The 23,058-nt window shown below is 30.4% G+C and carries 29 protein-coding genes and 1 other RNA gene; 4 read left to right on the forward strand and 26 right to left on the reverse strand.

Annotated elements, in window-relative coordinates:
- Window positions 1–151 precede the first annotated feature (151 nt).
- The 10 genes from HBE96_RS21885 to HBE96_RS21930 all read right to left on the reverse strand — a co-directional run bounded on the left by HBE96_RS21885 (window position 152) and on the right by HBE96_RS21930 (window position 8,294).
- Window positions 152–1,411: a DNA primase family protein gene (locus HBE96_RS21885; RefSeq protein WP_169299821.1), complete on the reverse strand. Its 1,260-nt coding sequence runs from the start codon at window positions 1,409–1,411 to the stop codon at window positions 152–154.
- 234 nt (window positions 1,412–1,645) lie between these two features.
- Window positions 1,646–2,341, reverse strand: a complete 696-nt coding sequence (locus tag HBE96_RS21890) for a hypothetical protein (RefSeq protein ID WP_169299822.1) — start codon at window positions 2,339–2,341, stop codon at window positions 1,646–1,648.
- Between the two features lie 140 nt (window positions 2,342–2,481).
- The gene (locus HBE96_RS21895; protein ID WP_169299823.1) at window positions 2,482–3,552 is read right to left on the reverse strand and encodes a hypothetical protein; all 1,071 of its coding nucleotides are present in this window, start codon (window positions 3,550–3,552) and stop codon (window positions 2,482–2,484) included.
- A gap of 113 nt (window positions 3,553–3,665) precedes the next feature.
- The gene (locus HBE96_RS21900) at window positions 3,666–3,830 is read right to left on the reverse strand and encodes a hypothetical protein (RefSeq protein WP_169299824.1); all 165 of its coding nucleotides are present in this window, start codon (window positions 3,828–3,830) and stop codon (window positions 3,666–3,668) included.
- Window positions 3,831–3,870: 40 nt separating this feature from the next.
- Window positions 3,871–5,688, reverse strand: coding sequence for a flagellin N-terminal helical domain-containing protein (locus tag HBE96_RS21905; protein WP_169299825.1), 1,818 nt, complete (start codon window positions 5,686–5,688; stop codon window positions 3,871–3,873).
- A 162-nt stretch (window positions 5,689–5,850) separates the two neighbouring features.
- Window positions 5,851–6,837 carry a helix-turn-helix transcriptional regulator gene (locus HBE96_RS21910; RefSeq protein WP_169299826.1) on the reverse strand — a complete coding sequence of 329 codons (987 nt, stop codon included), beginning with the start codon at window positions 6,835–6,837 and terminating at the stop codon, window positions 5,851–5,853.
- A gap of 184 nt (window positions 6,838–7,021) precedes the next feature.
- Complete coding sequence (locus HBE96_RS21915; protein WP_169299827.1) at window positions 7,022–7,216, reverse strand: hypothetical protein; 195 nt, start codon at window positions 7,214–7,216, stop codon at window positions 7,022–7,024.
- Window positions 7,217–7,243: 27 nt separating this feature from the next.
- Complete coding sequence (locus tag HBE96_RS21920; protein ID WP_169299828.1) at window positions 7,244–7,873, reverse strand: EcsC family protein; 630 nt, start codon at window positions 7,871–7,873, stop codon at window positions 7,244–7,246.
- Window positions 7,874–7,902: 29 nt separating this feature from the next.
- A complete protein-coding gene (locus HBE96_RS21925; protein ID WP_169299829.1) occupies window positions 7,903–8,124 on the reverse strand; it encodes a hypothetical protein in 222 nt (73 codons plus the stop codon).
- 2 nt (window positions 8,125–8,126) lie between these two features.
- Complete coding sequence (locus HBE96_RS21930; protein ID WP_169299830.1) at window positions 8,127–8,294, reverse strand: hypothetical protein; 168 nt, start codon at window positions 8,292–8,294, stop codon at window positions 8,127–8,129.
- Window positions 8,295–8,474: 180 nt separating this feature from the next.
- Between HBE96_RS21930 and HBE96_RS21935 the strand changes: the two genes are divergently transcribed.
- Window positions 8,475–8,819 (forward strand): helix-turn-helix domain-containing protein, encoded by a 345-nt coding sequence (locus HBE96_RS21935; RefSeq protein ID WP_169299831.1) that lies wholly within the window; start codon window positions 8,475–8,477, stop codon window positions 8,817–8,819.
- A gap of 2 nt (window positions 8,820–8,821) precedes the next feature.
- Here HBE96_RS21935 and HBE96_RS21940 read toward each other — a convergent pair whose 3' ends face one another.
- From HBE96_RS21940 to smpB, 9 genes are all read right to left on the reverse strand, one after another.
- Complete coding sequence (locus HBE96_RS21940) at window positions 8,822–9,178, reverse strand: hypothetical protein (RefSeq protein ID WP_169299832.1); 357 nt, start codon at window positions 9,176–9,178, stop codon at window positions 8,822–8,824.
- Window positions 9,179–9,199: 21 nt separating this feature from the next.
- Complete coding sequence (locus tag HBE96_RS21945) at window positions 9,200–9,550, reverse strand: DUF960 domain-containing protein (protein WP_243187030.1); 351 nt, start codon at window positions 9,548–9,550, stop codon at window positions 9,200–9,202.
- The gene (locus HBE96_RS21950; protein ID WP_169299833.1) at window positions 9,528–9,821 is read right to left on the reverse strand and encodes a hypothetical protein; all 294 of its coding nucleotides are present in this window, start codon (window positions 9,819–9,821) and stop codon (window positions 9,528–9,530) included. The genes HBE96_RS21945 and HBE96_RS21950 overlap by 23 nt, the downstream gene beginning before the upstream one ends.
- A gap of 68 nt (window positions 9,822–9,889) precedes the next feature.
- Window positions 9,890–10,252, reverse strand: a complete 363-nt coding sequence (locus tag HBE96_RS21955; RefSeq protein ID WP_169299834.1) for a hypothetical protein — start codon at window positions 10,250–10,252, stop codon at window positions 9,890–9,892.
- A gap of 122 nt (window positions 10,253–10,374) precedes the next feature.
- Window positions 10,375–10,662, reverse strand: coding sequence for a hypothetical protein (locus HBE96_RS21960; protein ID WP_169299835.1), 288 nt, complete (start codon window positions 10,660–10,662; stop codon window positions 10,375–10,377).
- Window positions 10,663–10,830: 168 nt separating this feature from the next.
- Window positions 10,831–11,163, reverse strand: a complete 333-nt coding sequence (locus HBE96_RS21965; protein WP_169299836.1) for a hypothetical protein — start codon at window positions 11,161–11,163, stop codon at window positions 10,831–10,833.
- Window positions 11,147–11,377 carry a hypothetical protein gene (locus HBE96_RS21970; protein WP_169299837.1) on the reverse strand — a complete coding sequence of 77 codons (231 nt, stop codon included), beginning with the start codon at window positions 11,375–11,377 and terminating at the stop codon, window positions 11,147–11,149. Before HBE96_RS21970 ends, HBE96_RS21965 begins: the two co-directional genes overlap by 17 nt.
- 169 nt (window positions 11,378–11,546) lie before the next feature.
- Window positions 11,547–11,900: a transfer-messenger RNA gene (ssrA, locus tag HBE96_RS21975) on the reverse strand.
- A gap of 209 nt (window positions 11,901–12,109) precedes the next feature.
- Window positions 12,110–12,583 (reverse strand): SsrA-binding protein SmpB, encoded by a 474-nt coding sequence (gene smpB, locus HBE96_RS21980; protein WP_169299838.1) that lies wholly within the window; start codon window positions 12,581–12,583, stop codon window positions 12,110–12,112.
- A gap of 311 nt (window positions 12,584–12,894) precedes the next feature.
- Between smpB and HBE96_RS21985 the strand changes: the two genes are divergently transcribed.
- On the forward strand, window positions 12,895–13,671 hold the full coding sequence (locus HBE96_RS21985; RefSeq protein WP_169299839.1) for a response regulator: 777 nt from the start codon (window positions 12,895–12,897) through the stop codon (window positions 13,669–13,671).
- Between the two features lie 132 nt (window positions 13,672–13,803).
- On the opposite strand, the gene rnr is transcribed toward HBE96_RS21985, so the two are convergent.
- Window positions 13,804–15,972, reverse strand: a complete 2,169-nt coding sequence (rnr, locus tag HBE96_RS21990; protein ID WP_169299840.1) for a ribonuclease R — start codon at window positions 15,970–15,972, stop codon at window positions 13,804–13,806.
- Between the two features lie 155 nt (window positions 15,973–16,127).
- Here rnr and HBE96_RS21995 point away from each other — a divergent pair, with 155 nt between their 5' ends.
- Both HBE96_RS21995 and HBE96_RS22000 read left to right on the forward strand, forming a co-directional pair.
- Window positions 16,128–16,337, forward strand: coding sequence for a hypothetical protein (locus HBE96_RS21995; RefSeq protein WP_169299841.1), 210 nt, complete (start codon window positions 16,128–16,130; stop codon window positions 16,335–16,337).
- The gene (locus HBE96_RS22000; protein WP_169299842.1) at window positions 16,321–16,836 is read left to right on the forward strand and encodes a DUF6241 domain-containing protein; all 516 of its coding nucleotides are present in this window, start codon (window positions 16,321–16,323) and stop codon (window positions 16,834–16,836) included. The genes HBE96_RS21995 and HBE96_RS22000 overlap by 17 nt, the downstream gene beginning before the upstream one ends.
- A 149-nt stretch (window positions 16,837–16,985) precedes the next feature.
- On the opposite strand, the gene HBE96_RS22005 is transcribed toward HBE96_RS22000, so the two are convergent.
- The 6 genes from HBE96_RS22005 to HBE96_RS22030 form a co-directional block, all read right to left on the reverse strand.
- On the reverse strand, window positions 16,986–17,147 hold the full coding sequence (locus tag HBE96_RS22005; protein WP_206155028.1) for a class II aldolase/adducin family protein: 162 nt from the start codon (window positions 17,145–17,147) through the stop codon (window positions 16,986–16,988).
- Window positions 17,148–17,200: 53 nt separating this feature from the next.
- Window positions 17,201–17,437: a preprotein translocase subunit SecG gene (gene secG / locus HBE96_RS22010; protein WP_007060553.1), complete on the reverse strand. Its 237-nt coding sequence runs from the start codon at window positions 17,435–17,437 to the stop codon at window positions 17,201–17,203.
- A gap of 93 nt (window positions 17,438–17,530) precedes the next feature.
- Window positions 17,531–18,826 carry a phosphopyruvate hydratase gene (gene eno, locus HBE96_RS22015; protein WP_169299843.1) on the reverse strand — a complete coding sequence of 432 codons (1,296 nt, stop codon included), beginning with the start codon at window positions 18,824–18,826 and terminating at the stop codon, window positions 17,531–17,533.
- A gap of 453 nt (window positions 18,827–19,279) precedes the next feature.
- Window positions 19,280–20,803: a 2,3-bisphosphoglycerate-independent phosphoglycerate mutase gene (gene gpmI, locus HBE96_RS22020; RefSeq protein ID WP_169299844.1), complete on the reverse strand. Its 1,524-nt coding sequence runs from the start codon at window positions 20,801–20,803 to the stop codon at window positions 19,280–19,282.
- Window positions 20,804–20,881: 78 nt separating this feature from the next.
- Complete coding sequence (gene tpiA / locus HBE96_RS22025) at window positions 20,882–21,628, reverse strand: triose-phosphate isomerase (RefSeq protein WP_169299845.1); 747 nt, start codon at window positions 21,626–21,628, stop codon at window positions 20,882–20,884.
- Between the two features lie 30 nt (window positions 21,629–21,658).
- Window positions 21,659–22,852, reverse strand: a complete 1,194-nt coding sequence (locus tag HBE96_RS22030; protein WP_169299846.1) for a phosphoglycerate kinase — start codon at window positions 22,850–22,852, stop codon at window positions 21,659–21,661.
- Window positions 22,853–23,058 lie beyond the last annotated feature (206 nt).

A 23,058-nucleotide genomic window follows, 5' to 3' on the forward strand; every position in this document is an offset into this window, starting at 1 on the left:
GTCGCATGGTCTCATCTGAACATAATTTTCTTTTATTTTTATTATTTTTTTCTTCTAATTCTTTTAGAGAAAAACTATGACCTATATGACCAAGTCGTTGATTTACATAGGTTTCCTACGACCAAGTTATGACCAAACTGTGACCAAGCTATTATGGATTATTAAGTTCATCATCTATTGAAAATATAAATTTATTATTAATTATTGCTCTATATTCACCAACTACTTTAATTCCAGTATGATATCTAAAAGTATTGGAACGACCTGAGCTACACTTATAGCCTTTCTTCTTAGCAACAGCTTCAAACTCTCTCCAAAACTTTTGATAACTCATTTGAGCATAGTGGTACTCAATTCCATTTTCAGTAGCCCAATTTTTAAAAGTTTTGTACACAATTTTGTTATCTTCTCTATAACTTTCATCTTCCACTGGTTCAATGCAATCCTCAAAGAATTCATACATAGGAGTTTGGTCTGTTTTATATTGCTTAAGCATTTCATCCATACTCTTACATGTAGAAAACTTGTAGTCATTTTCCTTTAATCTTCTTAGACCTTCCATAGCCCAAATAAATATTCCAGGAAGCTCCTGCTTTAGTTTTTCCCTTAGCTTATTGTCCCTTTTTTCTCCACTAAAATTAGCATTGAAACATAGTATTGACAGCCTTCTAAAATATCCATGACTTACATCTTTAGTATTGGGCAATCTGTTCATGGTTGATATTAATTTAGCCGTAGGTTTAAAACTAATACTTGGCATATATTTTTCTTCTGCATTTATGGTGTCTTCACCAACTATTGCTTTGAAATATTGAGTATTGAAACTTTTGCCATTCATTTCATTTTCTCCGCTAATATTAGCAGTCTTATTGTACAGTTTTATTCTTGAAAATGTTCTGTCCAGCTCGTTTAAAGGTATATCAGATATATTATCTTCACCTATTACTAATCTCATAGTGTCAATAAATACACCTTTACCGTTTTCTCCTTCACCAAGAAGTATAAGAGCTTTTTGAGCGTTAGTATCTGGTGTAATCATATATCCAGCCCATTCCTGTGCAACTTTTATACGTTCCTTATCGCCTTCAAATATTTGAATAAGAAATTCATCCCACATAGTACAATTTGCATCTGGAGTAAACTCAATAGGAATGCGTATTGTACTATAATATTTTGGATTGTGAGGTATTAGCTTAAAAGTTTCAGTATCAAACATGCCATTGATTAAATTTATTAGGTTTTTATGAGGATTTAATTCACCATGGTAGTAAAGTTCCCTTTCCATACCAATTATGTAGTCTCTTTCTATAGTCGGTGTCCATATCCCAAACATGGGTTTTTGAAACTCATCTCTTAAATACTGCAAGAATTTAACCTCATCCTGTATTTCCCAAACTTCATTATTGTACATATAGTAACGTTTATCTTTAGCAAATATTATTTGATAGTTGTCTTTTATGTATTTAGGGAAAATAATTGGGATTAAAGTTCTTTACATTGTCGTGCCTATCAAGTTCTATTCCTCTTTTCATAAGTTCACCGTATCTCTGAATTTTGTCCATCCATAATTCCTCCAAAGTATTATTTTTTATTGACGGAGCCCCTTTTCTTGAGGGACTCCGTTTAATATTAGATTCAAAACTTTTTAGGATTCCTTATATATTTCAGCATTTATATTTACTATTTTAGGAAAAACATCTCCATTATCTAACAAAACATGTTTAACCACACAAGACCCTTTTATTCCCAACAAATTTCTTAGGTTTATTTTTCCACTTGGTGGCTGACTCGTTAAGTCTCTATAAACTTGATAGAATCCAGACTTAGAGCTATTTGAAATGTTATATTTTTGCTTCAAATCATAAGTCAAATCTTCTCCATCTCTCGCACAAGTAATATGATAATCTATGACAAGTTTGTTTTTTACCCCATATTTTGTCATAACTTCTTTTTCAATACTTAAGTCCTTAACATAGAACCTGTAGCTGCCTTCATCTATTTTTGATTCAGGCTGAATTTCTATTTCAAGATTGATTGGAGTATTTGTCCCACTTAACTCTTCACTATCAAAAAAGGAATCATGTTTATTATTACTTTTATCTTTCTCCATTACATTTTCAATTACTTTGTTTTTACATTTTTTACCACAATTATCTAAAGGTGCTGCCGTTAAATTTAGTTCATCCTGTTCTATATCATCTTCCTCTTTTCTAATAATTTCTTTATTTTCGAATTCCATCATATTTTTTTCCTCCATCTCTTTTTTTATTTTTTCTGCTCGGGATTTTTCTGATTTTTTGTAAAGTTCTTGTTCTTTAGGTGAAATTTTTTTCAATGCCATTATTTATTCCTCCTTTATTTTTTATATTCAAATTGTAATAAACTATTGGTAATTCTCAATTAATTACCTTACAAATTGATTATGCTATAAAAGTTGATAATAAATAATGGGAAGAGTTTTTTCCTCTTCCCATAAATACATTAATTATCTATATCATTTATTTTTTTAATGCCACCTCCTGTATTTAAATTTCTCAATCCTTTAGAAGCATCATAATTACTTAAAATTGTATCCATCACTTTTAATCTTCCTTTTAGTTCTGGGTCTTCTAACAGGTTTAATTTCATATTTACTAGAGCTTGTTCTAACCACATAATAAGCAACTTCTCATTCTGATTATTTTCATCTAAAACAGCTTTAACTTTTTGGATAATTTTTTTATTTTCCGAACTATTTTTGATTTTTTCTTTTACTTCTAAGTATTCCAATTTTAGCTTAGATATATAATCTAAATCCGTCAAAATATCATTACTAATTAAATTTCCTTCTTTAGTGTTATTTAAATCCTCTATAGTAATTTCTTTTCCAATAAGCTTAACAAGAATTTCAAGTAATAATCCTTCAAGATTTTGAGAGAAAGCTATATTCTTAATCGCAGACTTTTCTTTGCTAATATTATTCTCATGTATTGAATTTCTTGTTAAATAATCAGTATAGCAATAAATTATGTGAGCTTTAATACTTCCTAAATATTTATTCAATTCAATTAACCCTTCAACTTTAGCAATGTCAGGCATAGTATTTATATAGAATATTATTTCTTCTAAATTGTTTTCTAAATCTTGAAATAAACTAACTTGTTCTTGAACTGCTTTATATGCTGGATGCCATTTTATAAATTCTTTTAAGTCATTATCTAAATATTTATTAACTCCTTCAACTAACTTCTGATTATATTGATACAATCCTTCAAAACTGTAATGTTTCTTATCTTTATGCCTATTATAATTTGGATGATATTGAAGTGATTGTAATAATGCTAAAAATAAACCGTTCCATTCTTTCTTTAAATCATATCTATTGCTATTTTCTTTTTTAAAGCTATATCCACTTAGCTTTTTTTTAAATATTTCTCTAAATCTAATTATAGAATCATTAAAAAAATCATCACTGAAATCAAGTATTTTCTTAACATCACTGCCAGATAAATCTTCTTTATTGATTTTATTAAAGTAGTATTCATTACTATGGTCTTCTCTTTTTCTTGCCAATAAATTCAACCCCTTTTTGCGTATAATTCTTTATCATTCAGCTCATAGTATAAATGCTAACAAAAAAAATAAGTAATTACAATTAGCTATAATTACTTATTCCAGTTATCTAATTATTTTTTAAGTATCTTATATACACTTCCTATTACAAGAGCTGGTATACCAAATATAACAAAAATTCTTAGAAATATAAGACCTAGATACCCTAGCAAGCTTCCTATAAACATTATTAACCAAACAATTCCAAATATTAATAGTAAACTAAATATAAGTTTCATCTTTACTCCTCCAATCAATCATTACTTTTGTACAAATCATTTATTCTTTTAATAACTGCAAAATTCTTTGTGATTGCTGATTAGCTTGACTTAATATTGATTCAGTAGCCTGTAACAGAACATTTCCATTTACAACATTTATCATTTCCTTAGCCATATCTGCATCTCTAATCCTTGACTCAGAAGATGTTAAATTAAGGTTATAACTTTCAACATTATTTAAAGTATGTCCTAATGCATTTTGGTATGCTCCCATTCTTGAGCGATGGGAAGATACGATTGCCATAGCCTTATCAATACTTGAAATAGCATCTTCTGCGTTATCTCTAGTTTTTATATTAATAGCTGATATTCCAATAGAGCTTGTCCTAACATCACAAAGAGTAATTCCCATTGTATCTCCACAATTTGCTCCTACTTGCAGACTTATAGTTAATGGCTGGCTGTCATTTTTACTTGAAGAAGAAGCATTTTCATATTCAGGAATTCCTAATGAAAAGCCGTCTTTATCCGCAGCTACAAATTCTTTTCCATCCCAAATTATTTTTGAAGTGCCAATGCTCCCGTTAGCCGATAATTCTTTTTGTAATGACCAGTTAACCCCATCATCAGAATTATAAATCACCGTTTTTCCTCCAATCCCTGTATTACCAATAGCGAGATATTGGTTGCCATCATATGCTATACTTGTAAACTTTGTAGAGTCATTTGAAACATTGCTAGTATTCCAGTTAACTCCGTCATTGGATTCAAGTATTCTCCCGTTAGCTTCACCAACTACAAAATGCCTACCTCCTTCGCACAAAACAGCATCTTCCGAATACCCTATAGCTCCTGTAGAATTGTGACAAGTCCAATTTATTCCATCAGTTGATGTATATATCTTCCCATAACCTTGTCCCACATATTTTCCTCCGCCAAAAGCTATGCAATCTATTTTATCTGGATTACTATATACACTCCAATCAACCCCATTAGTTGAGGTAAGTGTCTTCCACAAACCTTCATCTGAGGAATAACCCGTAGCAACAAATTTACTACCATCAAAGGTAATAGAGTTTGTAGTTGTGCCAAAACATTTTAAGTCAATTGGAGGACTTGTATTAATTGAATTACTCCAATTAACTCCATCTGTTGAATAAATAATTCCCCCATCAGTGCCAAAATGTCCGCTAAAAGCTCCTGTGGCTACAAAGACACCATTACCATAAATAACGTCTGATGGAAGTGGATTATAGGCTGATGTATTCCAATTCACAGCATCACTTGAATACATAATCTGATTTACACCACCACTTACACCTATAGCTACATACTTTCCTGTTCCATCATAAGCAATGTCTTTAGCAGTAAAATTATTGCCATCATTTACATAACTCCAATCAATATTCTTTAATGCTGGTTTTGATAATGTATTATTAGTTATTGAACTTACTTGCTGTGAAGCCAGAAGTTTTATTCCATTAAACTCCGTATTATTTGCTATGTTGTCAACCAAATTACCCATCTGTTCAAACTCTGCCTGTAGATTTTCCCTATCCTCATCCGTTAGTGTTCCGTTGGATGCTTGTAGTGCTAATTCTCTCATTCTTTGCAGTGCTGGGTCTAAGATTTCGCCCAGCCCTCCATCTGCTGTCTGAACTAACGAGACACCATCTTGAATATTTCTTGATGCCATTTCCAAACCTCTTATTTGACCTCTCATTTTTTCCGAGATAGCTAGTCCAGCAGAATCATCTGATGCCTTTTCTATTCGAAGTCCCGAGGATAACCTGCCCATAGCTTTTGATGTATTTTCCATATTCTTTTTCAATCTATTATTAGCATTTAATGCATTAATATTGTGAGCTATTATCATTTTCCCACCTCAAATTTTCAACTTTATTTTATTCTATAGATATATATTAATTTGACATCATGGACAAATTTTGTACTTTTTAAACATTTTTTTATTACTTTTAATTATTTTTGTACATTAAAAAAAGTTGCCTTTCCTAATGAAAAGCAACTTTACATCCAATTACTTATATACTTCATACATTTTCCTAATCGTTTCTTTTATTTCTTCTCTATACTCCTGTGGTCTTATTACTTCTAAAAATTCTTTTTGAGATAATAACCACCTCTTAACACCTTCTCCATATACCTCAGCTTCTATTATTGGTTTATTATCTTTTTCATCATACCTTATTACTTTTGAAGTTGGTAATCTATCAAGTATCGCTTCTAAAGAATCTCCCCAAAACTTAAATTGTATTGTCATTAATTCTCCTGTATACATAAATTGTATTTTTTTATGGAACTCTCCCTCTTCAAATCTATCTTTATATGGCATGAAAAACTTTTCTTCTGTTATATCGTATTTTTCAAACCTATCTACTCTAAAAACAATTGGATGATTTTCACTTCTTCCTATGATTTCTCCAACTAAATAAAAGTAATATTCACTAAATACTAATCCTAATGGTTTTAATTTATATTCTTTAACTATTCCATCTTGCCTTTCATACTTTACTTCAACTAATTTCTGTTTTTGAATACTAACACTAATCTTCCAAATAAAATTGATTATATCTTTATTATGTCTTGGTGGTACATAGTTAAATCTTTCATTAATAACTATCTTTTTTAATAATTCATTATCTTCACATTGAGAATTTAATATATCTAGTACTCTATCCATTTCTTTGTTTGAAAATGCTCTTGATTCTAGAATTATTTTATATAATGCAAAAATATCTTTATCAGAAAACTTGAAACCTTTGCAGTTAATCATCTCATATCCTTTTTTAATCTTACTATATACAATAGTTCTAAGATTCTTTTCATCCTTCTCTAAATAGTCTTTTAATTCTTTTATATCCCTTTGTATTGTTTTTTCATCTACTTCATATATTGTTGATAGATACTTTTTACTTCTTACTTCACCTTTATTTAATCTTTCATATAAATTTAGCATCCTATACGTTTTGGATTTTCCTTCTTTTTCTCTGTTATATTCATTCATTATATTTATGCCAGCCTCCTTCCTTACAAATATAGTATAATATTGTGTATGAGACAAAAATAGTCCATATAAATAAAAACTTATATCACTTTACTAAATGATATAAGTTAATTTTTTTAATTATTATCTGTTTATTCATACGTTATATTTCATAATTTAATAACTGAAAAACTTACAGAATAATCTAGTGACCTCTTTTCTTTAATACATACGCCGCAGCACTTTTTTGTTTTCTTGAGCCTGTCCTTATTATTCTTATGAGTCGCTCATCAGGATATTTTTCCATTTCCGCTGTTAGTCCAATTGTACTTGATACTTCATCAGCTACTGCAGACGCAATTCCTTTTATCCCTTTTTTTAACAAATTACCTATTCCCATAGTTATGTCATCTCCTCTATATTTTTATTAATAACTCAAAAATACTTTTTTTGATATTTTACCTATTGTTTTAGTAGAAGCTAAATCAACTCCTCCGCCTATAACTCCTCCAATAAGCGGAACTGCTTTACCTAGATTTACTATTCCTTTCTGTCCAAACTTTGTTAGTAGCCTAAAGCCTACAGCTTGATTTATTCTTTTTATTGTTTCACCAGATATTTTTTGTATAGCTGATTGTGTTAATTTAGTTCCTATTTTTACTCCAATATCTTTGCCTATCTCTACAGCAGCATTACCTGTTAAACACATGTATACTAAGCTCTTTACTGAATCATCTTTTATATCATATCTACCTATGTATGCTACTGCTGCTATCATTCTCATCTGAACATATATTACGCTAGAAATATTAGCAGGAATTGATACTGGCAAAGTTATTAATCCTCCTAATCCAGATAAAAAACCTGATGTTGCACATTTACCAACTTGCCAATTTATTAAACTGTCACATGCCTTTATAGAATTACCACCATTTTTATTTAGATATTCATCTGCTAATTCTTCTGCTGATAATGTTCCTGGTAATCCATTTAAAGATTTTTCATAAGCCCAATCCAATACCTGCAACATTTTATTACTTTCTACTAATTCACTCATTTTAAACTCCTTCTTCACATAACTCACACTTATTTATCTAATTTATGAAATGCCCACAAACCTTGTAATATTGGTTCTAATGTTTTATAACCAGCTCGCAATATAGCAGGTGCCATGATGATTACTATGACACTTGCTAACCTTCCTAATGAAACAACTTCCAAAATAAACCCAAGTATTCCTGTTCCCCAAACAAACTTTTCTCCAAATAGATTTCCTATAATACCATAAATCCAAAATGCTATTACCAAATTTACTCCCCCTTTACTCTTAACTTTAAAATGCTTGTTATTTTACATTTTAAGCATAGTTTATCATTTAACTTTTTTAAGTTTTCAATTGTTATATCATCATTACATACTACTATGATTTTTTTGCCGCATTTTTCGCAAAGTATTTCTCTCTTTGCTTTTATAGGCATGATTTTACCTCCAATCAACAAAAACTTAATATATAAGGTTCTGCATTTTAACATTATTCCAAACATTTTTACTAAAAACTTCATAATAATACTTATAGTATATATTTTGCTAAAAAACATATCAATAGTATATTGTGAAAAACTTGCTATCACGATAATTTAATCTTAGAGGTGGATTAAATGAATGATTTAAGCAAAATTATAGGTGAAAGAATAAGAAACTTAAGAAAAGAATGTGGGTTAAGTCAAGAGGAATTAGCATATAGGGCATCACTTCACCCAACATATATTGGTCAACTCGAGAGAGGAGAAAAGAATGCTACTTTAGAAAGTATTGAAAAAGTTACTGCTGCATTAAATATATCTTTTGAAGACTTGTTTAAGTATTTACAGATGTCCTCTAATAATAGTGATAGCATAATATTTAACAAAATATATAACCTTTTACACAATAGAACTCTTGATGATAAAAAGAAAATTCTTAGCTTGATTGAGCAACTTATTAACTGGAAAGATAACTTATAATTTTATTTTAAATATACATATATACAACTATAAGCATCCTTAGAAGGTATAAGCCTTATTGCATAATTTGCTATATCTAATGAAATAGAGAGTATTGTTTCTTTGTTATAGCCTGTACCCTCACAGTATTTTTCTACCCTCTGAAAGTTTGAAAGAAGCTCAAATTGTAGGTAGTTCAGCTCATGCTGTAGTTTCTTTAGGTCAATTTTTGAGCCTGTTTTTAGCTCCAATAGGAGCTTTGTAGGATTCCATTGGTTGCAGAGATTGCCTCTACTTCCCTCCCAATCAATTCTCATATTTCCTAACCTTTTTTCTTTATCAATTTGAAATGTTATGCCTCTTACTAAATCTTTGTCCATTATTGTTCCTCCATCATTTTTTTAATATTCTTCTGCCAGTAACATAGTTGTATGAGTATTATCATCTATTACAAATATCTTTGACGATACCACTTCTTCAATTAGCATCTTATAAGTCTTTTCGTATTTAGGTACTTCCTGCCTATGCTCTATTTTTTGTATTGCTATGTCGTCAACTATTTCTCTTTTCAATTCAAATACTTGTAAGTAATCTAGCTTCACTCCTTGTTCTTTTAATGAATCTATGCAATTCCACATAAATAATTGTAGTTCTAATGGTATTTCACTTTTTATTCCTCTAGTCATATATCTTGCATTATCAAACATTTTAACACCAGCCTTAAATAACTTATTTTGTATTAAATATTTCATTTAGTTTTTTTATAAATTCCTTTGAAAATACTGATTTATCTATTGACGCCTTTATTAACTGTATTAATTCTTCTTCTGTTACATCTAATGACCTTGGTATATAAGTTTGCTCTGACCTCACAGTATCCTTGTATAATGAGAATCTTATTTCTTCTCTATTTTTTTCTTTAATAAATATTTTCTCAATGCAATATGTGTAATCATCATCCTTTAGCTTTCCTTGATTAAGTATTTTACAATATTTAGTTTCCTTTATTACTTTTTCTGCCATAAGTACCTCCTATAAATTTTTACAAATAATAAAGCCTTAATCACCGCAATATTGGCAATTAAAGCTTTTTAATCAATAATATAATCTTTTAAATTTTGTGGTAATAACTCCATTGGAATTATTAATGATATAGCATACTCATTGTTGCATAATATCAATGAATTAGTATAAGTTTTATCGTTGCTGCATACTATTTTATCTACATATTCTGGTATAATACTATCACAGTCAATGTAAATCTTATCTTTTATTATTTGAAAATCTTCTTCTTTTTCTATAACTACAACATATCCTCCATCATCTTCGTACTTGTCCCTACTAGTTCCATACTCTGAATCTAGTACATGTAGTATTCCTTCAATGATATTTTGCACCTCATCTGTCAGTGCTTTTACCTTATTCATATCCGTTAAATAAGCTAATTCTATCATTACTATTTCCTCCTCAAAAATAAAAATATCTTACCTAATATACAGTAAGATTCTCATTATAATAATATATATTTATCTCTCTTTATTACATACCAATGCTAATTACTCTAACAATTTAGTATTTACTTAGTCCTATCACTAAGCTTAAATTCCCTCATAAGCAATCCTATCATCTTCATTACCCTAGAAAAATCACTGCGTCCGTTTTTATCTTTTTCCACTAACAGGTGTGCTGGATTAATATATTTAATCCTACTGTTATACTGCATTAATATATATACAGCTAATCTTTTATTACCATCCCTATACCAATCTACATAGCCATATCTGACTAAATAGATTGCTTTTTCATCATTAGATGATGGCACTTTATATTCTTTTAATACTTCACAATATACTTTTCCTTTCATATCATTTATAACTCCTTATAGTATTTAGAATTACTTTATAAACAAATAAAGGAATAGCATTTACACTATTCCTCGCTAATTACTTGCTATACTAATTTTTCCTCACTCCAAGACAAAACTTGATGCTAATACAAAATTACTATTGGCATTTAACTTTAACCGATATGCTTATAATGTTTTTAAAATTTCTTCAATCCTTGAAGGCATTATATTTTCTTGCTTACTCTTAGCATAAATAGTTAGAAGTATTATTTCTTTATGCTCTGTAACTACGTAATATATGGTTCCAAATCCACCACTTTTCCCCTTATTCATATCTCTGCTAGGTATTCTGATTCTAAATATTAATTTATTTAATCCTTCAATTCTGTCTCCTGAATTAGAATCATTATCAATAATAGTTAAAGTTTCTGATAAATCCTTTAATACATTAGGGTATTTTTTCTTCAGCCATTTAATATCTTTTTGAAATGTATCTGTAACTTTAAATTGATGCTGCATCTTTTTCATCCTCAAATAAAGTGTCTATTGAAAATACTTTTCCATCTTCAACATCCTTAAGTCCTTTGGCTATGTTATAGTTTACATCAATACTATCTATATCACCTAATGATTTTAATATTTCCTTAATTTTATTATATTCATCAATATTTATAACCACTGCTGTTGTCTCACCTTTGTCATTTACGATATAATTTTCATGGATTTCTAACATTTTTCTCAATCCTCCTAATGTTAATAATTATATACTCTCACTAATTACTTTATTCAATAAACTTGTATTAAAAAACCGCACTAGATTTCCAATACAGTAATATCAAATCTATCAATTCTAAATTTACATATATAAGTAAAAAACCCTCAACATCAGTCGAGGGTTTCAATGGTGGAGGCGATGGGTGTCGAACCCATGTCCGAAAGTCGTAATACTTGAGCATCTCCGAGTGCAGTCCATATTTTAACATTCCCTCTACTGAACGCCCATGGACAGGCTTTCAGTTTCAGTAGCTTCATAAATCCCGTTCCTGTGGCAAAGCTTACACAGGCTCGTTTCACCGCTGTCGGCGCCCTATCCTAAGCCGCGGTACTCAAAGGGAGGACGTAGCAGACTAAGCTGCTAATGCAAAATTATCGTTTGCGTTTACATTTAATCCCATAGTTTTTTAACGCGGGCCCACAGGTTCCCTCGACTCGCTTCTCAAATACAACATACCCCCGTCGAAACCAAGTACGCCCCCATATATAATTGGGTTTACCTAATTTTAAGGTTTTATATTGTTACGCAAACCATTGTTTTTATATTTAGTTTTCAATAAGCTAGGGATTCATCTCTCTAACTTGCATCTATTATATTACATCAAATCTATACATTAATCAATAGTAATTTTTATCTAAAAACTTTCTATAATCCAAAGAAAGAAAACATTTCATAATGCTAATTTAAAAATTAATATTTTACTCTTTCTTTCATCTGTCTATCTATATCTCTCTTTGCTGCTTTTTCAAGCATAGCATCTCTCTTATCATAATCTTTTTTACCCTTTGCTACTGCTAAATTTACTTTTACTCTTCCATTTTTAAGATATAAGGATAATGGTACTAGAGTATATCCCTGCTGAGTAGTGAATCCCAATAATCTTGATATTTCACTTTTATGAAGCAAAAGTTTTCTGTCTCTTAACGGATCTCTATTAAATATATTTCCTTTTTCATAAGGGCTTATATGAACATTACAAATGAATATTTCACTATTTCTCACTTCTGCATAGCTATCCTTTAAGTTGGCTCTGCCTGCTCTTATAGACTTTACTTCTGTTCCAACTAGCTCTATACCTGCTTCCATACTTTCTTCTATAAAGTAATCATGCCTTGCCTTTCTATTTTCTGCAAGAGTTTTGTTTGTCGATGTTTTTTTAGCCATTAAAATCACCTGCCTTACAGTTCTTACTTATTATATTATATATATAAGTCTATATCAATATACTGTATTATGCAATATATTCATATCCATACGCTTAATATAATTAATATTAACTTTTTTATATTGATTATAATCAATGTTAGTTTTTTAATTTTATGTCACTATTATACACAATAAGTTAATTATAGACTCAATTCTACATTATTGTCTACTTTTCAAAATAAGTAAAATGTTATATAATTCTATTAAAATACAAATTAGAATAACATTTGGAAGTTTTAAAATAATAAAAAAGATTGGATGTGTAAACTATGTACACTATACTACATCTTGAACAAAGTGGTTTTATAAAAAAACTAGTAAAAAATATCCTGCTTGAAAACGGTTTTAACTGTATTTCTGTAGATACTGCAGATGAAGCTTATGAAACTTTACACAATCTTAATGGTGAGGTTGATCTAATAATAACTTCCTTATTATTAGAAGATACTAGTATTGAACAATTTATGAAAACTATCAATGGCAGTGATGTAAATAGAAACATACCTGTATTCGTTGTAACTGGTAATGAATTAGAAAACACTAAAAAAAGAATTTTAAATTTAGGAGTTTCTGATTATATAACAAAAAATAATCTAGGTGAAGAGCTACTTAAACACATAAAATACATAGTTAAGGAAGATGAACTTTTAACCTGTCTAAAAGAAGCTAAAATAGCTTGCATAGACGATAGTCATTTTGATCGAGCAATAATGAAAGATATTTTAACCAAATATGATATAAAAAATGTAGATTTTTATTCATCTGGAAAAGACTTAACAGAATACAATAAACGTTATGATTTATATCTTGTGGACATAGTATTAGAGAACGAATTTGGCAAAAACATTATTATAAGACTTAGACGTGATAATATAAATTCTTCCATTATAATCACTTCATCCTTAACTAATACTAAAACTGTGGCTAGCATGTTAAATGCTGGAGCAAATGACTACATAAGAAAACCCCTTCAAGAAGATATATTTATGGCTAAACTAAAATCAAATATGAGAACTTATGCTTTAATGAAGCAATTGAAAAAATAGCACAAGCATATTGCGAAGCATTTTTAAGGGGACAAAGGACAATTAAACCTTCACTGTCCTCTATCCCCTGAAAAATATTGCTTCATATTATTTTCAAATTGTTTTAAAATTTATCCACAACTAATATAAGTATTAATCCACATTGTTACTTATTTCATTAATATCTTCTAGTTCTTCTTCATCCTTTTCAGGTCTTACTAGTTCAAAATAAATTTCATGAGCAAACATATCTACTTTAGATACTTTTATTTTTGCTTCATCTCCTAGTTTATATATATTTTTAGTTCTTTCACCTATCAAACTTAAATGTTTTTCATCATATACATAATAATCATCATCAAGACTGCTTATGTGTATAAGACCTTCTATAGTATTGGGTAGTTCTACAAACATTCCAAAGTTAGTAACAGAAGATATTATTCCTTCAAATTCTTCTCCTATTCTCTCACTCATGTATTCAGCCTTTTTAAGATCTTCTACTTCTCTTTCTGCATCCTGAGCTATTCTTTCCATTTCAGAAGACTGTTTTGATGCATATTCAACTTCTGATGTTAATCTCTGCATTCTATTATCATTTATCTTTCCATTTATAAACTCTTTTATTATTCTGTGTATAATTAAATCAGGATACCTTCTTATAGGAGATGTAAAATGACAATAGTATCTTGCTGCTAATCCAAAGTGACCTATACATTCTGGAGCATATCTAGCTTTCATCATAGAACGAAGTAAAAGAGTACTTACTACCGTTTCTTCTTTTTTGCCTTTTACTTTTTCTACTATATCTTGTAATGCTTTTGGATGAACTTCCTGTCCCATTCTAACTACATAACCCAAATTATGAACAAATTCATTGAAATGCATAAGCTTTTCTTCATCCGGTTCTTCATGTATTCTATATACAAAAGGCATATTAGCCCAGAACATATGCTCAGCTATGGTTTCATTGCAGACTAACATAAATTCTTCTATTATTCTATTAGCAATAGCTCTTTCATAAGGTCTTATCTCTACCGGCTTTCCTAGTTCATTTAGAATTATCTTACACTCTTCAAAGTCAAAGTCTATAGCTCCTCTTTGAATTCTCTTCTTATAAAGTATAGCGCAAAGCTCTTCCATAAGCTTAAAAGTGTCTACTAAATAGTCATATTTCTTTATAGTATCTTCATCGTTATCTCTAAGTATTTTAGTTACATCTGTATATGTCATTCTCTCATTAGTCTTTATTATGCTTTCTACAATATTATGATCTACAACTTTACCTGTCTTATCAATTTCCATAAAGCAACTTAAAGTTAATCTATCTACTTTAGGATTTAAACTACATATACCATTAGACAACTTCTTTGGAAGCATTGGAATAACCCTGTCTATAAGATATACAGAAGTTCCTCTTTTTAAAGCTTCTTTATCCAAAGGATTTTTATCTTTTACATAATTAGATACATCTGCTATATGAACTCCTAAATAATAATTACCATTTTCAAGCTTTTCAAGTGACACTGCATCATCTAAATCCTTTGCATCTTCCCCATCTATAGTTACTATAGTCAAATCCCTTAAATCTTTTCTTCTTGCATATTCTTCTTCTGGTATTTCATCTGGTATACCATCTGCATAAGCTTCTACTTTTGCAGTAAATTCTTCTGGTAGATTGTTCTTCTTTATTATAGTTAATATATCTATTCCTTTTTCGCCTTTTTTGCCAAGTATCTCTACTATTTTGCCTTCAGGATTTCTTCTTTTGTCAGGCCAACTTGTTATATCTGCTATAACGATATCTCCTGTTTTAGCTCCACTCCTGCTGCTCTTTGGAATAAACACATCCTGATATATTCTTTTTTCTTCTGGTACTACAAAGCCAAAATTTTTGCTATCTTCATATACCCCTATAACAGTTTTATTTGCCCTTTGAAGAATTCTTATTATTTCACCTTCACACTTTTTGCCCCTATTTTCTTCTCTAGTTATCTTAGCAACTACCTTATCTCCATTCATAGCACCATTCATATATGATGAAGGTATAAATATATCCGGCCTGTCATCTCCAGTAATTACAAAACCAAATCCCTTTGTATGCCCTTGAAGTTTTCCAACTACCAATCCCATTCTATCTGGAACACCATAATATTCTGTTCTAGTTTTAACTATTTCACCATCACTTTCCATGTCATCAAGTATTTTTTCAAAATCTTTTCTTTCGCTTTTTTTAACATCAAATACTTTTTCTAGTTCTTTTATATTCATCGGTTTATATGCCTGTTCTGTCATAAAGCTTATTAATACTTCCCGTATATTCATAAATTTCACCTCATATCATTATGACTAAGTTTAATATAATTTAGCCATATCAATTTTATATATTATTATCTTTATATTTTACCTTTAAAAATATTCAATTATATCAGTATTTATATTGGTTAGCTTTATAATATAGTAAACTTATCCAGTAGTCAATGATATACAAATTTAAACCTTATATTTGGCAAGTTGGAGGCAAATTTGTTTACTCAATAGATAATGATGATAATCGCCAATATAATTGCCCTTGTGGATTCAATAATTTCTTTAAAGTAGATAAAAATCTTCCATTTAATGTAATATTATGTTATAATTGTATAAAGTTTGATATTGCAAGGAGAACTTATTATGAAAAAAAATGTTAGAAATATAATTTTAGGGTTGGCTATTACAATGCTAGTTGGAATAAGTTCTTATACGATTAGTCTAGTATTGTTAACTACTTCAACATCACATACAAAAAATGAAGTAAAAATTAGCTGTGCAACCAACGGAAATAATGTTGGAGATACCCGATATGAGATAGCCGCAAGTATGCATTTAATGGCCAATGGTTTGATAGTGGCCGAAGATAATGCGAAAAATGGAGTTAAATCTATGAGTATGGATCAATTAAATGCTACCTATAACCTAATCAAAACCCTACCAGACGGATCTGAAAAAACAAATTTTATGGATATTATTAATAGATGGAAATCTTGTGACTTTTCTCAAATTGTATCGGATCATAACACAGTATGGAAAATATTAGGCCAAGGGCAACCAGAAAATACATTAAACGGTCGTGCTATTTCAGCCAATGAATCAGCTATAAAATCTACTATTAATCTTATTAAAAGGGGTGATTATTCAAAAAATCAATGATAGCTTTCAATAAATAAAAACAAAAATACAATTAGACAATAATTTATATAAAAAAACGCATATTTTACATGCGTTTTTTCTATTAAAGAATTTACATCTTTATACCTATTTTTAATCTTGTCCATAATAAGCATTTGCACCATGTTTTCTTAAAAATGTTTATCTAATAAAGTATTATCTATTGATCTTAATTCATTATTTAAATATATACTTCTATAAGCTATTTTCGCAACTTCTTCCACTACAACAGCATTATGCACTGCATTTTCAGCATCCGCTCCCCAAGAAAAAGGTCCCTGATAATTTAACACATAAAAAATAAATAGAGCAGACTAATTCCGCTCTAAATATATAAATTTCAATATTATTTAACTAAATTCTGAGCAATACATAAACCTGCAAATATTGCAGCAAGTACAGACGTAACTTTTATTAGCATTGCTTCTGATGTTCTTCCTTTGTTCTTTGAATAAAATGATTCAGCAGAACTTCCACCTGCAACCAATCCACTTAAACCATTAGTTTTACTAGGCTGTACCATAACAACAGCTATTAGCGCTATAGCTATTATAATCTGTAAAACCATTATAACATTTCGCATGCTTTTCACCTCCTGGTATGTTAACACATCCTATATTTTAACATACTAATTAAGCTATTACAAGGAAAAAGCTCTCGAAGTAATGTTCCATTTCTAACCTCTAATATTGTAAAATGCCTTTATTCCTCTAAACTCTCCAGCATCACCTAGCTCTTCTTCTATTCTTAAGAGCTGATTATATTTTGCCACTCTTTCACTTCTTGCAGGTGCTCCTGTTTTTATTTGTCCTGCATTTACAGCTACCACTAAATCAGCTATAGTTGTATCTTCTGTCTCACCAGATCTATGTGATACTACAGCAGTATACCCTGCTCTTTCCGCCATTTCTATAGCATTTAAAGTTTCTGTTAATGTTCCTATTTGATTTAACTTTATAAGTATAGAATTTGCTACCTTTTTTTCTATACCAGTTTTTAATCTCTGGGTATTAGTTACAAATAAATCGTCTCCTACTAATTGAATTTTGTTTCCTAATTTTTCAGTAATTAGCTTCCATCCTTCCCAATCCTCTTCTGCCATACCATCTTCTATAGAAATTATAGGATATTTTTCAACTAAATTAGCATAATAGTCAACCATTTCTGCTGGTGATAAAACTTTTCCTTCTCCAGCTAAATTATATTTTCCGTTTTCATATATTTCTGAGGATGCAGGATCTAACGCTATAAACATTTCTTTTCCTGGAGTATATCCTGCCTTTTGTATAGCCTCTACTATTACTTGTATTGCTTCTTCATTAGACTTTAAGTTTGGAGCAAATCCACCTTCATCTCCTACTCCAGTATCATAACCCTTAGATTTCAAAAGAGATTTTAAAGAATGATAAACTTCTGCACTCATTCTTAGCGCTTCACTAAAACAAGGAGCTCCTACTGGCATTATCATAAATTCTTGAAGATCAACATTGTTATCTGCGTGCTTTCCTCCATTTATTATATTCATCATTGGCACTGGAAGAACTTTTGCATTTACTCCTCCAATATATTGATATAAATCTAATCCAAGACTTTCAGCTGCAGCTCTTGCACAAGCTAAAGATACACCAAGCATAGCGTTAGCGCCTAATTTGCTTTTATTATCCGTACCATCTAAATTTATCATGATTTTATCTATTAACACCTGGTCAAATACGTTCATGCCTATAAGTTCTTCTGCTATGTAATTATTTACGTTATCTACAGCTTTTAAAACTCCTTTGCCAAGATACTTTGACTTATCTTCATCTCTCAATTCTACTGCTTCAAACATTCCTGTAGAAGCTCCTGATGGCACTGCTGCTCTTCCTATAGTACCATCTTCAAGCACAACCTCTACTTCTACTGTAGGCATACACCTAGAATCAAGTATTTGTCTTCCAACTACATCTACAATTTCAATATAATTTTTCATAAAAGCACCTCCGGAATTATTAATGTTTCCTTATTAATATATCCATATAAAGTCCTTATTATATCATTTGCATATATACAAAATTTTGATTTAATATAAAAATAATATGAAGCAATTTTTTTGAGAGGACAATTGACAGAGGACAAAGGACAGTGAAGGTGAGTTTTCCTCCTTACGTCAGAAAACTAATTTATTTTGCCAACGCAAAAAAAGATTTAAATTTATATAAATCAGCAATGTTTCGCTTTAGCGAAACGAGTCATCAAAAATTTAATTAAAGGTTTTTCGTAGCAAAGCGGAGAAAAATCATCCTTCACTGTCCTCTGTCAATTGTCCTCCGTCCTCTCAAAAAAGTTGCTTCGCAATGTGCTTAAACTGTAAAAATTGAGCTTATATAAAAAAGCTATGAATTATAGGTTTAATTTCCTAATTCATAGCTTTTGCTCACATATATTATTTAATAAGACTTTTTCCTGTCATTTCTTTAGGCACATCAAGCCCCATAACTTGAAGCATAGTTGGTGCTATATCAGCTAATATACCATTGTCCTTCATTGGTTTAGCATTTGATGCTACATATAAAAATGGTACTGGGTCCGTTGTATGTGCTGTCATAGGCTTTCCTGTAGAATAATCTATCATTTGCTCCGCGTTTCCGTGATCTGCAGTTATAAATACAGTACCGCTCTTCTCTAATACCTTATCTACAACTTTACCTAAACATTCATCTACAGTTTCTACAGCTTTTTTAGCTGCTTCAAATATACCTGTATGTCCTACCATATCTGGATTTGCAAAATTTAATATTATCATATCATATTTATCTTCATCTATTCTTTTTAAAAGTTCATCTGTTACCTTATATGCGCTCATTTCTGGTTGAAGATCATAAGTTGCAACTTTTGGTGATGGTATAAGTGCTCTATCTTCACCTTTATTTGGTTCTTCTACTCCACCATTAAAGAAAAATGTTACATGCGCATACTTTTCAGTTTCAGCTATCCTTAACTGCCTTTTGCCAAGTTTACTTACGTATTCACCTAAAGTATTTGAGTAACTTTCATTTTCAAATGCAACATCTACACCTTCCAAAGTAACATCATACTGTGTCATTGTTACAAATGTAAGATCTAAAGCTTCTCTTGAAAATCCATCAAATACCTTATCATTTATAGCTCTTGTAATTTCTCTCGCTCTATCTGGTCTAAAGTTAAAGAATATTACTGAATCCTTATCTTTTATTGAAGCTTCTGGAGATTTTTCTATAACTGTTGGAAGTACAAATTCATCTGTTTTATTGTCATTATAAGAGCTTTCCACAGCCTGCATAGCAGTACTAGCTTCTTCACCTTTTCCAAGCACTAACGCATTATATGCAAGTTGAATTCTTTCCCATCTCTTATCTCTATCCATAGCATAGTATCTTCCAGATACTGTAGCTATTTTTCCTATTCCGATTTCCTTCATATAATTTTCTATGTCTTCTATATATTCCTTTGCTGAAGCTGGTGGAACATCTCTTCCATCAAGAAATGCATGGACATATACCTTTTTTACACTCTTTGCCTTTGCAAGTTTCAAAATTCCTTTTAAATGTTCTATATGAGAATGCACGCCACCTGGTGATAACAGACCCATTATGTGAAGCGTTGCGTTGTTTTTTATTGCATTATCTACTGCCTTATTTAATGCCTTATTTTCAAAAAAATCTCCATCATTAATGGATTTAGTTATTCTAGTTAATGCCTGATATATTACTCTTCCCGCACCTATATTTAAATGACCAACTTCTGAGTTTCCCATTTGTCCTTCTGGAAGTCCAACACTTAAACCACTAGCTCCTAATTGAGTATGTGGGTAATTATTATACAGTTTATCAAAATTTGGCTTATGAGCTGCCTTTACTGCATTTCCATCTTCTCTATCTGTAAGCCCGAAGCCATCTAGTATCATTAACATTACTGGTTTCTTGTTCATATTTACCTCCAAAACTTATTAAATTAATAACTCAACTTTTTTTTGAGAGGAGAAAGTTGAGTTATTAATTCTTAATCCTTAGTAATTTACTATTGCTGCAAAATCTGCTGCTTTTAAGCTTGCTCCACCAACTAAGGCACCATCTATATCTGACTTGGCCATTTGTGCTTTTATTGTAGCTGGTTTTACCGATCCACCGTATTGAATTCTTGTTTTTTCTGCTGTTTCTTTTCCGTACATTGAAGCAATTACACTTCTAATATGAGCTATTGTTTCATTAGCCTGCTCATCTGTAGCTGTCTTACCAGTTCCTATAGCCCAGATTGGTTCATAAGCTACAACTAACTTTTCTACTTGTTCCTTTGTAAGTCCTTCTAAATCCAATTTTATCTGTCTTCCTAAAACTTCTTCAGTTACATTTTTTTCTCTTTCTTCTAAAGTTTCTCCACAACAAACTATTGGAATTAAGTTATGTCCAAACGCTTTTTTAACTTTTTTATTTACAGTTTCATCTGTTTCATTAAAGTATTGTCTTCTTTCACTGTGTCCAATTATTACATAATCTACTCCCATTTTCTCAAGCATTGAAGGTGACACCTCTCCTGTAAATGCTCCGCTTTCTTCAAAGTACATGTTTTGTGCTCCCACTTTTATGTTGCTTCCTTTAACTGCTTTTAATACAGCATCTAAACATACAAAAGTAGGACATACAACTACATCACATTTAGCATCCTTTACAAGACCTTTTAATTCCTCAACTAATTTTAATCCTTCTTCTACAGTATTATTCATTTTCCAGTTTCCAGCTATTATTGCTTTTCTCATTATAAATTACCCCTATCCTTTTTTATTTTACTATTTATTATTAAGTGCCTCTATTCCTGGTAAAGCCTTTCCTTCTAAGAATTCAAGCGAAGCTCCACCACCAGTTGAAATATGAGTCATTTTGTCTCCAAAACCTAATGTGTTAACAGCAGCAGCGCTATCTCCACCACCTATAACAGTTGTAGCATTTGCATCAGCCATAGCTTTAGCAACTGCAATAGTTCCCTTTGCAAAATTTTCAAATTCAAAAACTCCCATTGGTCCGTTCCAAACTACTGTTTTAGCATCTTTAATAGCATCAGCATAAATTTTTGAAGTCTTTGGTCCAATATCTAATCCCATGTGTCCTTCAGGAATATTGGCATCTTCTGTGGTAACTGGAGTTGTATCTGCTGCAAATTTTTCTCCAACTACATTATCTACTGGAAGTAATAATTTAACTCCCTTAGCTTTAGCTTTTTCCATCATTTCTTTAGCATAATCTACTTTATCTGCTTCAAGAAGTGAAGTTCCAATAGTGTATCCTTGAGCCTTCAAGAATGTATATGCCATTCCTCCACCGATTATTAATGTATTTACTTTTTCAAGTAAATTGTTTATAACATTAATTTTATCTGATACTTTAGCACCACCAAGTATTGCAACAAATGGTCTTTCTGGTGTATTTACAGCTTCTCCTAAGAATTTTAATTCTTTTTGAATTAAATATCCGCATACAGCAGTATCAACAAATTGTGTAACTCCAACTGTTGAACAGTGCGCTCTATGAGCTGTTCCAAAAGCATCATTTACATATATATCAGCAAGAGAAGCTAATTCTTTTGAAAATACTTCTTCATTTTTTCCTTCTTCTTTTCTAAATCTTGTGTTTTCTAATAAAACAACATCTCCATCTTTCATTTCAGCTACTGCTTTTTTAGCATTTTCTCCAACAACTGTATCATCAGCAGCAAAAACTACTTCTTTTCCAAGCATTTCTGATAATCTTTTAGCTACTGGTGCTAATGTCAACTTTGGATCTGGTCCTTTAGCTTTTCCAAGATGTGAACAAAGCACAACTTTAGCTCCTTTTCCTATTAAATATTTTATAGTTGGCATTGCTCCAACTAATCTATTTTCATCAGTTATAACACCATCTTTTAGTGGTACATTAAAATCACATCTCACTAGTACTTTTCTTCCACTTAACTCTACATCTTCAATTGTTTTTTTATTAAAAGCCATTTAAAATACACCCCTTCTTTTTAAATTACAGAATACAAAATGATTAACTTTTAGGTAAAGCTTTTCTTTCCCTTTTCCATACTTTGAAAAAGGTCTGGCCTTATAGCCCAAACTACAAAACCAGACCCTATTTATTTAATTTAACCCATTTAAATTTAAATTTCAATCTAAATTAAGTTTATAATTTCCAATGCTTGTAACTAATA

It is taken from the genome of Clostridium muellerianum (assembly GCF_012926525.1).
In the GTDB taxonomy this organism is placed as follows: Bacteria; Bacillota; Clostridia; order Clostridiales; family Clostridiaceae; genus Clostridium_AM; species Clostridium_AM muellerianum.